At 54.0% G+C, this 13,078-nt stretch carries 13 protein-coding genes; 6 read left to right on the top strand and 7 right to left on the bottom strand.

Going from position 1 to position 13,078, the window contains the following annotated elements; all coding sequences use genetic code 11:
• Positions 1–176 precede the first annotated feature (176 nt).
• Complete coding sequence (locus PGR29_RS13920; RefSeq protein ID WP_015703484.1) at positions 177–1,106, bottom strand: LysR substrate-binding domain-containing protein; 930 nt, start codon at positions 1,104–1,106, stop codon at positions 177–179.
• Between the two features lie 630 nt (positions 1,107–1,736).
• Here PGR29_RS13920 and PGR29_RS13915 point away from each other — a divergent pair.
• The 4 genes from PGR29_RS13915 (at position 1,737) to PGR29_RS13900 (ending at position 6,154) form a co-directional block, all read left to right on the top strand.
• Positions 1,737–3,245 (top strand): aldehyde dehydrogenase, encoded by a 1,509-nt coding sequence (locus PGR29_RS13915; protein WP_316424714.1) that lies wholly within the window; start codon positions 1,737–1,739, stop codon positions 3,243–3,245.
• Positions 3,242–4,624 carry an aspartate aminotransferase family protein gene (locus PGR29_RS13910; protein ID WP_047065641.1) on the top strand — a complete coding sequence of 461 codons (1,383 nt, stop codon included), beginning with the start codon at positions 3,242–3,244 and terminating at the stop codon, positions 4,622–4,624. The genes PGR29_RS13915 and PGR29_RS13910 overlap by 4 nt, the downstream gene beginning before the upstream one ends.
• Positions 4,625–4,999: 375 nt before the next feature.
• The gene (locus tag PGR29_RS13905) at positions 5,000–5,800 is read left to right on the top strand and encodes a hypothetical protein (protein ID WP_316424713.1); all 801 of its coding nucleotides are present in this window, start codon (positions 5,000–5,002) and stop codon (positions 5,798–5,800) included.
• A 165-nt stretch (positions 5,801–5,965) separates the two neighbouring features.
• Entirely contained in the window at positions 5,966–6,154 is a 189-nt protein-coding gene (locus PGR29_RS13900; protein ID WP_047078357.1) for a hypothetical protein, read from the top strand.
• Between the two features lie 166 nt (positions 6,155–6,320).
• On the opposite strand, the gene PGR29_RS13895 is transcribed toward PGR29_RS13900, so the two are convergent.
• The 3 genes from PGR29_RS13895 to PGR29_RS13885 all read right to left on the bottom strand — a co-directional run bounded on the left by PGR29_RS13895 (position 6,321) and on the right by PGR29_RS13885 (position 9,663).
• Complete coding sequence (locus PGR29_RS13895; RefSeq protein ID WP_213793595.1) at positions 6,321–7,502, bottom strand: PLP-dependent aminotransferase family protein; 1,182 nt, start codon at positions 7,500–7,502, stop codon at positions 6,321–6,323.
• A 96-nt stretch (positions 7,503–7,598) separates the two neighbouring features.
• Positions 7,599–9,464: a bifunctional glutathionylspermidine amidase/synthase gene (gene gss, locus PGR29_RS13890; protein WP_271032112.1), complete on the bottom strand. Its 1,866-nt coding sequence runs from the start codon at positions 9,462–9,464 to the stop codon at positions 7,599–7,601.
• Positions 9,465–9,540: 76 nt separating this feature from the next.
• Positions 9,541–9,663 carry a hypothetical protein gene (locus PGR29_RS13885; protein ID WP_015369675.1) on the bottom strand — a complete coding sequence of 41 codons (123 nt, stop codon included), beginning with the start codon at positions 9,661–9,663 and terminating at the stop codon, positions 9,541–9,543.
• 20 nt (positions 9,664–9,683) lie between these two features.
• On the opposite strand from PGR29_RS13885, the gene PGR29_RS13880 reads away from it, so the two are divergent.
• Both PGR29_RS13880 and yghU read left to right on the top strand, forming a co-directional pair.
• Positions 9,684–10,244, top strand: a complete 561-nt coding sequence (locus PGR29_RS13880; protein WP_015369674.1) for a DsbA family protein — start codon at positions 9,684–9,686, stop codon at positions 10,242–10,244.
• A gap of 67 nt (positions 10,245–10,311) precedes the next feature.
• Positions 10,312–11,178, top strand: coding sequence for a glutathione-dependent disulfide-bond oxidoreductase (yghU, locus tag PGR29_RS13875; protein WP_316424712.1), 867 nt, complete (start codon positions 10,312–10,314; stop codon positions 11,176–11,178).
• 44 nt (positions 11,179–11,222) lie between these two features.
• On the opposite strand, the gene PGR29_RS13870 is transcribed toward yghU, so the two are convergent.
• From PGR29_RS13870 to exbB, 3 genes are all read right to left on the bottom strand, one after another.
• Positions 11,223–11,717, bottom strand: coding sequence for a TIGR00645 family protein (locus tag PGR29_RS13870; RefSeq protein ID WP_015369672.1), 495 nt, complete (start codon positions 11,715–11,717; stop codon positions 11,223–11,225).
• A 131-nt stretch (positions 11,718–11,848) separates the two neighbouring features.
• Positions 11,849–12,274 carry a TonB system transport protein ExbD gene (gene exbD / locus PGR29_RS13865; protein ID WP_015369671.1) on the bottom strand — a complete coding sequence of 142 codons (426 nt, stop codon included), beginning with the start codon at positions 12,272–12,274 and terminating at the stop codon, positions 11,849–11,851.
• 6 nt (positions 12,275–12,280) lie between these two features.
• Positions 12,281–13,012, bottom strand: a complete 732-nt coding sequence (gene exbB / locus PGR29_RS13860; RefSeq protein WP_015369670.1) for a tol-pal system-associated acyl-CoA thioesterase — start codon at positions 13,010–13,012, stop codon at positions 12,281–12,283.
• Between the last annotated feature and the right edge of the window lie 66 nt (positions 13,013–13,078).

The raw sequence follows: 13,078 nt of genomic DNA, 5'->3' as shown, positions 1-13,078 counted from the left end.
GCCACGCGAATACGCAGTATTTATTTTTCAGGCACGAGATTTTGAAAGGAAAAATAACCATGACTTTCGAGGCTCATGAAAATATCGTCAGAGCCTCGTTTTTTTATAGGCAATAAAATGCAGAAAATACCGCATGAATATGTTTACCCGCGCTAATCGCGGGTAAATTTACTCATTCAGGCGACTTTCACTTCTTGCTGCGGCGGGCTCAACACCGCATTGCGGCAATATTCCATAAACAGTTTGGTGGGTTTAGTCGGTTCACTACTGCGCAGGTGCGCCATTACCAGCGCCGAATTCGCCATCTCATCCTGAATTTCCACACAGCGAACCTGCTGGCCGTCATAGGTCATGTCATTCACCGGACGCGTTACCAGCACCGAGAAGCCCAGCCCTTGGCCGACCATGCAGCGCACCATCTCAATCGACGGCGAACTGTAGGCCACCTGCGGGTTGTAGCCCTTATCTTTGAAAATGCTGATGAAGTAGTTTTTGCTCGGCACAACATCCAACAGGATCATTGGCAGATTGCTCAGCTCCGACAGCCGCACGGCGTGCCGCTGGGCCAGCGGATGGTCCGCCGGTAACAACGCATAGGGCTTCTGCGGCGCGTTGAGGCTCTCGGTATAAATCGAGGTATCCAGTTCGAGGTCATAGAGAAAAGCCAAATCAAAACGCCCGCGGTGCAGGCCGTGAGCAATCTCGTGCTGCTCGCCGTCGTAAATTTTAATGGTGATTTCCGGATAAATTTTCTTAAACCCGGCCATCAACGATGGCATATACAGCGGCGCGGCGGTCTCGAAACAGCCGATGGAAATAATCCCGGAGACCAGCTCATTATCGGCCTTCGAGTTTTGCTCGAATTGATAAGAGAGCCGCAGCAGTTCTTTGGCTTTTTCATAAAAACGCTGTCCGCTCGGGGTCATTGACACCCCCTGGGCGTGGTGGCGAATAAAAAACTGCTGTTCAAACATATCTTCCAGCGTCTTCACGGCGATGGAAATCGACGGCTGCGCGATATGCAGCTGGCGTGAGGCTTCAGCAATACTTTCCGCCTCGACGACGGCAACAAAGTATTTGAGCTGTTTCAGGGTGAAATGGGGCATGTGATACCTTATTTTTTATCATCAAGGAGGCAGGCTGGTTAGCTTTAAACGATGAACACCCTGGCCTGCAACCCTCTGTCGTGAAAAAGATCAACAATCCGACAGCGATCAGATTTTTACAGAAAATTAACAGACGCCTGGCGAGAAAACTGCGAGCGCCGGAGGATAATACTTCGGCCAGTATAAGCAGGATGAGAAAAAACAAGGCATATAACTACCTTATATTACAACGTATTAATTATGCTTACGCTCACTAAAACGCGCTGGTGAGGTCGAACGTTTCATCGTTATTCATTTTGCCTTAATTAGTATTTATGTTCTCAATATTTTTATTTGAGAATATTTAATATTGTCAAAATCCACCGGGCCCCTTCGTTATAGAAAACGGACCGCAAATAAAAACTCTTTGCATTACAGCTTATTGAAAAATTGCACCTCCCCGATTTTTGAACGCCATCACAACGCACGACCTCCCGTCCTCGATCACAGAAAATCGCCAATCCTGACTAACAACGATTTTTATAGAGGTAGCCTCAATTTTTAGTCCTTTCTCGCCGCATTGGCCTCCTGCATCATGAACTCAAAGAAACAAATAAATAACAATTACGCAACATGCGAAGGAGAAGGTTCATGTCTGATAGAAACTTTTGGCAGCGCAGGCTGCAGGAGCAGCGCTTTATCAGCCACGCCATTATCGATGGTCAACCGTACGTCGCGAAAAGCCGTAAAGTCTGCCCCGCCATTAATCCAGCCAGCAATACGCTGCTGGCGGAAGTCACCTCGCTGCAGGCGGAAGATATCGATATTGCCGTCGCCTCCGCGCGCCGCGCGTTTACTTCCGGCGTCTGGTCGGGGCTGGCGCCGCAGGAGCGTAAACGCGCGCTGCTGCGCCTCTCGGCGCTGATCCTTCAACATCGCGAAGAGCTGGCGCTGCTGGAGAGCGTCAGCATGGGGAAACCGGTCAACGATGCGCTGAACATTGATGTACCCGGCGCCGCGCACATCCTCAGTTGGTATGCAGAAAGCGTAGATAAACTCTACGATGAGGTGGCTCCCGCCAGGCCCGGTGCGCTGGCGACCATTACCCGCCAGCCCATCGGCGTGGTTGCTGCCATCGTGCCGTGGAATTTCCCGCTCGACCTCGCCTCCTGGAAGTTGGGTCCGGCGCTGGCCGCCGGCAATAGCGTAATCCTCAAGCCCTCGGAAAACTCGCCGTTTAGCGCCCTGCGTCTGGGCGAACTGGCGCTGGAGGCCGGTATTCCGCCAGGCGTGCTTAACGTGGTGACCGGGCTGGGAACCGAAACCGGGAGCGCGCTGGGACTGCATCACGATATCGATGTCATCGCCTTCACCGGCTCAACCGCCGTCGGCAAAGCCTTTATGGCCTATTCGGCCCAGTCCAATCTGAAACAAGTATGGCTGGAGTGCGGCGGCAAGAGCGCCAATATCATCTTCGCCGACTGCCAGGATCTCGACCTGGCCGCTGAAAAAGCAGCTTTCGGTATTTGTTTTAATCAGGGCGAAGTCTGCTCTGCCAACTCTCGCCTGCTGGTTGAGCGCCCGATTTACGCGGCCTTCATTGCCAAACTACAGGAAAGAATGCAGGCCTGGGCTCCGGCGCATCCGCTCGAGCCGCAAACCCGCATGGGAGCGATGGTCAGCGCCGCGCATGCCGAAAAAGTGATGGCGGCTATCCGCCGCGCGCAAGACGAGGGCGCAACGCTGCTTACCGGCGGTCGTACGGTGGAAATAGACGGCGTCGCCAACTACGTTCAGCCAACGCTGCTGACCAACGTGAACGAAGAGATGGCGCTGTGGAAAGAGGAGATCTTCGGCCCGGTGCTGGCGGTTTGCGCCTTCGATAGCGAGCAGGAGGCGGTTCATCTGGCGAATAACCATATCTATGCGCTGGCCGCCTCGCTATGGACCGACAATCTGCACCGCGCCCATCGCGTCGCCGCGCAGCTGACCGCCGGAACAATCTCGGTAAATACCGTCGATGCGCTGGACGTCACCGTTCCCTTTGGCGGCAACAAGCAGTCGGGCTTTGGCCGCGATCTGTCTCTACATGCCTTTGATAAATTCACCAGCCTCAAAACCACCTGGTTTCAGTTTCAGCAGACAGGAGAGACGAAATGACTAATCCAAGCAATCAGAACCGTTCGACGTCCGATTACCAACATTCAGATGCGGCTCACCATATTCACGCCTTCCTGGATCAAAAAGCGCTGAACGCCGAAGGGGCGCGCGTCATGGTACGCGGCGAAGGACTTTACCTGTGGGACAACGACGGGAATAAATACCTCGATGGAATGTCCGGCCTGTGGTGTACCCAGCTGGGCTACAGCCGCCAGGATCTGGCGGACGCCGCCGCGGCGCAGTTTGCCAAACTGCCCTATTACAATATGTTCTTCCACACGACCCACCCGGCGGTGATTGAGCTTTCCGAGCTGCTGTTCAGCCTGCTGCCGCCACACTACAGCCACGCTATCTACACCAACTCCGGCTCGGAATCGAATGAAGTGCTGATTCGCACCGTTCGTCGCTACTGGCAGATCCTCGGTAAGCCGGAGAAAAAGGTGATGATTGGCCGCTGGAACGGCTATCACGGCTCCACGCTGGCGGCAAGCGGGCTCGGCGGCATGAAGTTCATGCATGAAATGGGCGGCGTGATCCCGGACGTTGCCCACATCGACGAACCCTACTGGTTTATGCACGGCGGCAACCTGACCCCACAGGAGTTCGGCCTGCGCTGCGCCCGCCAGCTGGAAGAGAAGATCCTTGAGCTGGGCGCGGAAAACGTCGCCGGTTTTATCGCCGAGCCGTTCCAGGGCGCGGGTGGGATGATCTTCCCGCCGGAAAGCTACTGGCCGGAGATCCAACGTATCTGCCGGCAATATGACGTGCTGCTGTGCGCCGATGAGGTGATTGGCGGCTTTGGCCGTACCGGCGAGTGGTTTGCGCATCAGTACTTTGGTTTTGAACCGGATACGCTGTCGATTGCCAAGGGGCTAACCTCCGGTTACGTACCAATGGGCGGGCTGGTACTGAGCAAACGCATGGCCGACGTGCTGGTGGAAAAAGGCGGCGTTTTCCCACACGGCCTGACCTATTCCGGCCACCCGGTGGCGGCCGCGGTGGCGATTGCCAACCTGAAAGCCTTACGCGATGAAAACCACGTTACCCGAGTTCGTACCGATAGCGGCCCCTATCTGCAAAAAACGCTGCGCGAAGTGTTTGAAAATCATCCGCTCATTGGCGAGGTGCAGGGAGCCGGGCTGGTGGCCGCCCTGCAGTTTGCCGAAGATAAAGCCACTCGCAAACGCTTTGCCAACGAGAACGAACTGGCCTGGCGCTGTCGCACCATCGGCTTTGAAGAAGGGGTGATTATTCGCTCGACGCTGGGGCGCATGATCATGGCACCGGCGCTGATTGCCGGACATAGCGAACTCGATGAACTGGTTGAAAAAACCAAGCGCGCCGTTGACCGCACCGCGAAAGAGATTGGGCTGCTATAAGCATTATTTAATATCTTTACATTATTAACCCGCCGCGTGCGGGTTAATTTTTTATATACCCTAAATAATTCGAGTTGCAGGAAGGCGGCGACGCAGGGAATCCCCAGGAGCTTACTCCAGTAAGTGACTGGGGTGAGCGAGGACAAATTCGTCAGGAACGAATTTGAACGCTGTTTACAGCGCCCGTAAGGGCGAGGCCCAAGGATGGGCCGAGTTATTGCCAACGCACATGCAACTTGAAGTATGACGGGTATAGCGTAAATAATTAAAACGCCTTACAGGCAAATGCAAAATTAAATATATCGGTGATATTAGCGATGAATATCGTCGTGTACAGTAGTTTGTTGTATTTGATTTTTTTAATTGTGAATTTTTATGCTTATTAAATATCTCCCGGTATGCGCACTGTGTATCGGTCTGCTGCCAGGCGCGCTCTTTGCCAAGACGGGGGAAGTTAAAGCCAACGCCGAGAAATCGGCGGATGACCCGACTAAAGTGACCACCAAATTCGGCGTGACGTGGTCAGATAACTACGATCTGAACGACAGCAATCTCGCATTTTCCGGCTCGCTGGCCTTCGACGAAGCGCGGAAACTCAATGTGCGTATTAATAGCGACGCCACGGAATGGCGCGTCGGCGGTTCATGGCTATTTCCCATTGGTATTTTTAACTTTAACTTTGGGAAAAATGTTTATCCCGATGACTCCTCACAAACCAACTATTCTATCGGCACGTTCCTGCCGCTCAGTTATTTTGGCTTTGAACCAGCAGGCTTTCAAATATTCCCGATGGCCGGTTATACCTATAATACCGGCGACCACATGGCCTGTAATAAGGATCAACATAGCGCCTGTTCGCAGCCGGGTTTTAACGGCATGCCGTCGCCGGAGAACGGTTTTGAATCGACGAATATCTCCGGCAGCAGCGGCTATCTCGGCGCATTTGTCCTGAAACCACTGAGCGCCGATCTGCGCCTGTTAGGTTTCGCCGGGGGAGCGTATGGCTCGAAAAACGACGATGGCGATAACTATAAAGGTTATTTCGCCGGGGTCGGCGTGGGATATAACCTGACCGAGCACAACTCGGTGAAATTTATGACCTACGTGCAGGATAACAACACCTATCTCAATGAAGCCGAAAAGCGCTTCCTGTTCTCCTGGCAGTATCAGCTTTAAGACGGTGAGCGGTGGCATCTGGCCTCCGCTTCTGCATACGCTCCCACTCTGGTTACGATTGCGCAAAGACAGGCTTTCTGGTGATGTGTAAAGTAGCAAAAAAATGTTGATCTGATACGAACAAGCTTTTATTTTGCTGCTAGTTTTCAAACTGAGATGAAACTGATGCCTACTATTATCGCCAGTAGTATGAAAGAAGCTAAAGAACTTGTTAATGCCAGAAAGTACCGGGAAATAGTACTGAACTTCGATGTTGACGCTGATGATTTTTTCACCCTTGCAACAGCGCAGCATGACACCAAAATCACCATTGCAAACAAAAATAGCCACTCACCGGTTACATTAGAAAAATAATAAAACCCCTGAGGAAATTTTTATGTTGTTGTTTATTGGCACTATTGCTGTCGCTTTTCTCTCTTCTCTGATGCTCATCTGGCTTGACGATCGCATCGCCGAGCAGGAGTAATCCCTCCCCCGATTTAAAGCTCTCCGCACCGGTCATCGGTGCGGAGACAAAAGATTACAGCGATTTAGCCAGACGTTCGACGGCGGTCAGCAGACCGGCTTCAGAAACCGTCGAATAGGAAAGACGCAGCGTGCGGGTATCCGGATTATCGTTGTAGAACGCTTCACCAGGTACGTAAACCACGCCGTTTTCCAGCGTCTTATTCAACCACGCCATGGTATCGAACGGATAGCGGAAGCGGGCCCACAGGAACATTCCCCCTTCCGGGCGGCTAAACTCAAGATGCTCGCCAAGACGGCTTTCCAGTGCCTCGGCCAGCGCCACGCACTTCTTGCGGTAGTCTTCGCGGATCAGGGCGATCTGATTGTTCAGGCGATTCATTCCCAGATACTCAGCGGTGATAACCTGAGAGAGCATATTGGTATGCAGATCCGCCGCCTGCTTCACGATCACCGCCTGGTGCGCCAGCCATTCCGGCATCACGATCCAGCCAATACGCATTCCCGGTGCGAGGATCTTGGAGAACGTGGAGGTGTACACCACCCGATCTTCACAGCCTTGTTCGATCGCATGTTGATACAGCGGACGCCGCACTTTATCGGTGAAGCTGATTTCGCCGTAGGGATCGTCTTCGATAATCACAAAATCATGTTGCTTCGCTAACGCCACCAGCCGCTGGCGACGATCGTCGCTGAGGGTTTTACCGCCAGGGTTGCCAAACGTCGGCACCAGATAGACCGCTTTAACCTTAGTCGTCTCCAGCAGATCGGCCAGTTGTTCAACCAGCATGCCGTTATCGTCGGTATCGACGCTCAGGATATTCGCCTGCGCCAGCTGGAATACCTGCAGCGCGGCAAGGTAGGTCGGACGTTCAACGACGACCGCATCGCCCGGATCGAGCAGCGTGCGGGCAACGATATCCAGCGATTGCTGCGAACCGGAGGTGATATACACCTGGCTTGCCGAGCAGGCCACGCCGCGCGACTGGCAGATTTCGCTCACCGCCTGGCGCAGCGGCGGATATCCTTCGGTAAGGCCGTACTGGAACGCATCATTAAAACGTTCACTCATCACCTTTTGCACCGCGAGGTTGAGACCTTCGGTATCAAACAGTTCCGGAGCCGGAATACCGCCGCCAAGCGAAATAACGCCGGGCAGTTTACTGTGTTTGAGAAGTTCGCGGACGGCGGAGGGCTTAAGTTCACCCGCGCGGGCGGCGAGGCGCCGATCGTGCATATGCTTTTCCTTTTCTGTCTTGTTGTTGTGTTAGTTGTACGTTGAAGCTTTGCAGGTGCCGGGCAGCGATGCTAGCCGCTGCCCGGTTTGCGGCCGTTACTCGTTGTCTTTCAGTACGACTAACGGCTCAATATCGCTCTCTTTCTTCACCACCAGCGAATCATCGCCGCGCAGGCAGGTTCCGCCATAGTTACCGCCCACCGTAAAGGTGCACACCTGGATGTACTTGCCGTCAACCTTCGGCAGACACCACAGCTGCTGGTAAATATTTTTGCGATCGACAAATTGCCCGCTGGTCTGATCCAATACCTCATCGTGCGGGCTTATCAGATCGATGTTATTACCGCAGCGCCCGGAGATCGGTTTGACCGCATAACCGGTTTTCGCCAGCTCGTCATTGACCACAAAATCGGTATCCAGCAGATAACGATGATGCGGGAACAGCGACCACAGCACCGGCAGAATCGCCTTGTTGCCGGGGATAACCGTCCACAGCGGTTCGAATACCAATACTTCAGGGCGCAGCAAGACGTCAATCAGGCGCACCTCATTTTGCGGATGACCGGTACGAATCGGCACCGCCGCATACTCTTCGGCGCTGACTTCACGCACCTGCTCGATGGCGGTTTCCCATGCCCAGGTCTTCCACACGCAGTTAACCAAGCGGCCATCGCCGTCGATAAGCTGTCCGGCAGCATCCCAGCGCAGCTCATCAAGACCGAAGAGAATTTTGCTCTCAAAGCCCGCCTCGGTTAGCGAACGCTGAATAAACTGGGCGTGGTAGTTCTCTTCAAGATCCTTATCCTGCATGATATGCACGAACGGCCGCGCGCGGCTGTGTTTCCACGCCCCCGCCAGCTCCTCGAGCAGATTTTCCGCCGGATTATGGCCGGTACCGCGATAGCCCTGTTTCAGCCACTGTTCGAGGATCAATCCACCTTCCGTATGGCAAGAGGCAGAGTCGGCGTTGTATTCGTACACCTTCAGCCCGCGCTCGTCCATGCAGAAATCCATGCGCCCGGTAATCATATGATGACGGCGGCGTTGCCACGAGAGGCGCAGACGAGGCCAGAGAATTTTCGGAATATCGAACAGCGCCAGCAGGTTGTCATCCTTCATCACCTTATCAGTGGCGTGCAGATACATCAGGTGCAGTTCGTTGGTCGCTTTAATCAGCTCCTGTTCGGCGCTCTCGCTGATGGTGAAGTACTGGTAAGGATCCTGATTGATGAAATGACCGTTGGCTTCAACATAGGCCTTTTGCAGCGCGTCTTTCTCATTGAGCCAGTTACCGCGGAACTGGCCTTTATTCGGCAGCCGCGCACCGCTGATTTTCATCTCCTCGCCGGGCAGCACCGGCTGCGGCAGGCTGTGCTCGGTATCGGCGGTCTGGATCATCCAGCCTAAAATTTCGGTATCGGTAAAGGTATCTTTGATGGTGTAGACGCCGTCTTTCACTTCCAGCGTCAGCTCGCGGGTCCACTGCTGGCCCTGCGGCAGCGGCGCGTGAATGACGTTTTGCTCGGCGATACGGACCTTATTCCCTACCAGTTGCGTAATCACCGCCACGTGGCCGGTATGTTTAAACTCACCGCCCTTCTGCCAGATTAGCAGCGAACCGGCGATTGGCGGACGACGCGAGCCGTTGGCGAAGGCCTGCAGGGGAAGAATGTTGTCATTCACCACTTCGCGCAGAAAGCGCAGCGAGAAGATTTCATAAGCCATACCGACATCGGTAAAGACAAAACCGTAGGTGAGGAATAAAAAGCGCCGCGCGAACTCTACGCATTGCCATTTATGCCCCATATACTCATTGCCGATATAGCTGCGGAAAGCGGCGTCATCCGGGTAATCTTGTGGATTTAAGCTACTGTAATTCGAAGAATAAATTGCCACGCCGCCCGGCGCGTAGCCTAAAAGCGTGCCGAAAGGGGCGTCAATACTGGTCGATCCTTTACTCATTTAGCCTGACCTCAAATTAATGCAGCCCGGGCAGTTGGCGGAACAAAACTCCCTCTTCTTATCCTGCCGCAGGCACTTACCAGACAGAGGTGAAATGATGATACCACTCATTCGATTCGCTAAACGTGCCCTTATAGAAAATAACCCGGCGTCCATTGGCAGAAGTGATATTGTTAGCCAACACATAACAAAAAAACATCACTACATCAGGAGTCGACAATGAGCTCACCTTCGCATCTCAATGCCCAGCCGCTGGTCTGGGGACACGGACCGCGGACTTTTGAAGTATTCCTCGAACCAACCTGTCCGTTTTCCGTTCGCGCCTTCAACAAGCTTGATGAATTGCTGGATGAAGTGGGCGCCGAGAACGTCACGATTAAGATTCGCCTGCAGTCCCAACCATGGCATCTGTTTTCCGGGGTAATAGTGCGCTGCGTGCTGGCCGCCTCCACCCTGCCGCACGGCAGAGAGCAGGCGCACAAAGTCCTGCAGGCGGTCGCCGATCATCGTGAAGAGTTTGAATTCACCGACCACTGCAGCGGGCCGAATATGAATACCACTCCGCAGCAAATTATCGAGCGCCTTGAGCGCTATAGCCACGTGTCGCTGGCGGCGGCATTTGCCCGCCCTGAGCTGCAAAACGAAATCAAATGGCACAGTAAATACGCCCGCCAGAATGGCATCCATGTATCGCCGACGTTTATGGTCAACGGTCTGGTGCAGCCTGACCTCGGCAGCGGCGATGACGTCAGCGTGTGGGCCGCACGGATTATGGCCTGAGATTAGCTGCTAGACTTTTTTGTACACCTCACTATTTTTGTACACCTTACTAAAGAGGCAGGTCAGTATGTCCGACAATCACTACCAACCACCGAAAGTATGGGAATGGAAACAGAATAACGGCGGCGCATTCGCCAATATCAACCGTCCGGTTTCCGGCGCGACGCATAAGAAAGTGCTGCCCGTTGGCAATCACCCGCTGCAGCTCTATTCGCTGGGCACGCCGAACGGGCAGAAAGTGACTATCATGCTGGAAGAGCTGCTGGCGCTGGGCGTGGCTGGCGCTGAATATGACGCCTGGCTGATTCGTATCGGCGAAGGCGATCAGTTTTCCAGCGGCTTTGTCGAAGTGAACCCAAACTCGAAGATCCCGGCGCTGAGCGACCACTCCACCACTCCGCCGACCCGGGTATTTGAATCCGGTAGCATCCTGTTATATCTGGCGGAAAAATTTGGTTTCTTCCTGCCGAAAGACCCGGCCGGGCGCACCGAAACGCTGAACTGGTTGTTCTGGCTACAGGGCGCAGCGCCGTTCCTCGGCGGCGGCTTCGGCCACTTTTATAACTATGCGCCGGTGAAAATCGAGTACGCGATCGACCGCTTTACCATGGAAGCGAAACGTCAGCTCGACGTGCTGGATAAGCAGCTGGCGCGCGGCCGCTTTGTGGCCGGAGAAGAGTACACCATTGCCGATATGGCTATCTGGCCGTGGTACGGCAACGTGGTGCTGGGCAACGTCTATAACGCCGCGGAATTCCTCGATGCCGGCAGTTACGTTAACGTGCTGCGCTGGGCGCAGGACGTGGGCAATCGCCCGGCGGTGAAGCGCGGACGGATGGTTAACCGCACTAATGGCCCGCTCGACGAACAGTTGCACGAGCGCCATGATGCCCGCGATTTCGACACCCAGACCGAAGACAAACGCCAGGCGTAATACCCCTTACCCGGCGGCGCGAGGCTGCCGGGTAAGTTGTCACATCAGTGCTTTACCTTGGTCAGGCGATCGAGATAGCCCATCACAAAGGCTGACAGCACAAAGGTGAGATGGATAATGACGTACCACATCAGCTTGTTATCCGGCACGTTCTTCGCATCCATAAACACCCGCAGCAGGTGAATGGAAGAGATAGCCACAATCGACGCCGCCACCTTGTTTTTCAGCGATGTCGCATCCATTTTGCCAAGCCAGTTGAGCTTCTCTTTGCCTTCGTTAATATCCAGCGTCGAGACGAAGTTCTCATAACCTGAAAACATCACCATCACCAGCAGCCCGCCCACCAGCGTCATATCGACCAGCGAAAGCAGCGTCAGAATCAGATCCGACTCGCTAACGCTGAAGATATGCGGCAGGATGTGGAATATCTCCTGAAAAAATTTTATCGATAGCGCGATAAGCCCCAGCGAGAGGCCGAAATAAACCGGCGCCAGCAGCCAGCGCGAAGCATAAATAGCGTTTTCCAGAAAGCGTTCCATAAGGTCCTGTCAGTTTGTAAAAATGGCCGCCATTATATCGCAGCTGGCCCATATCAAAACGATACGCAGTCGGTAGGGAAATAAAAAAGGCCAACACTGTGTTGGCCTTTCGGGAGAAATCCTGGGGGAAATTACTTCGCTTTGACGGTCTCTTCGCCCACCAGACCAATTTTCAGGTAACCGGCCTGATGCAGCGTATCCATCACTTTCATCATCGTCTCGTAGTCGACGGTTTTGTCGGCGCGGAAGAACACGGTGGTGTCTTTCTTACCCTGAGTCAGCGCGTCCAGCGAGGCAATCACGCTCTCTTCGGTCACCGGATCGTTGCCGAGGAACATCGATTTGTCCGCCTTCACCGACAGGTAAATCGGTTTTTCCGGACGCGGCTGCGGCTGGCTGGATGAGGCCGGCAGGTTGACTTTGACGTCCACGGTGGCCAGCGGCGCCGCCACCATGAAGATAATCAACAGCACCAACATGACGTCGATAAACGGCGTGACGTTAATATCGTGCATTTCGCCGTTGTCATCGAGGTTTTCGTTAAAATGCATCGCCATAGCGGATCAACCTACCCGTAATTTCTGCGCCGGACGCAGCGGCTGAGAACCACTGGCGTTCAGGTCAAGGTCACGGCTTTGCAGCAGCATAATCTGCGCGGCCACATCGCCGAGAGACGCTTTGTAGCTGGCAATCATGCGGGCGAAAACGTTGTAGATAACCACCGCCGGAATCGCGGCAAACAGACCAATGGCCGTTGCCAGCAGCGCTTCCGCGATACCCGGCGCGACAACCGCCAGGTTAGTCGTCTGCGTTTGCGCGATACCGATAAAGCTGTTCATGATGCCCCAGACGGTACCAAACAGACCGACGAACGGGGAAATAGCGCCGATGGTTGCCAGATAACCATTTCCGCGGCCCATGTAGCGGCCAACCTGCGCCACGCGACGCTCAAGGCGGAAACCGGTACGTTCTTTAATGCCTTCGTTGTCATCCACGCCTGCCGACAGTTCCAGCTCATTATTGGCTTCGTTAATCAGCTGAGTGGTCAGGCTTTTAGCATGGAATCCATTCGCGATAGTGTTAGCCTGATCGAGAGAACGCGCTTCGCTGAGCTGCTGCTGCTCACGCTTGAGGCGACGCTTGCTGGACAACATTTCGGCACCCTTGCCGAAGAAGATAGCCCAGGTGACTACTGAAGCCAGAATCAAGCCAATCATCACAACCTTAACGACAATATCGGCGTGATGATACATACCCCAAACGGAGAGATCCGCCTGCATCAAATTATTACCCACACTGTTTCTCCAGGACGTCAATCACAAAAACTGAGCATAATAATATCAAAACGACATCGAATTGAT

The organism is Klebsiella sp. 141203 (assembly GCF_032601985.1).
In the GTDB taxonomy this organism is placed as follows: Bacteria; Pseudomonadota; Gammaproteobacteria; order Enterobacterales; family Enterobacteriaceae; genus Klebsiella; species Klebsiella aerogenes.
The sequence above is the reverse complement of the archived record's forward strand: the minus strand, read 5'-3'. Positions and strand labels throughout refer to the sequence as shown.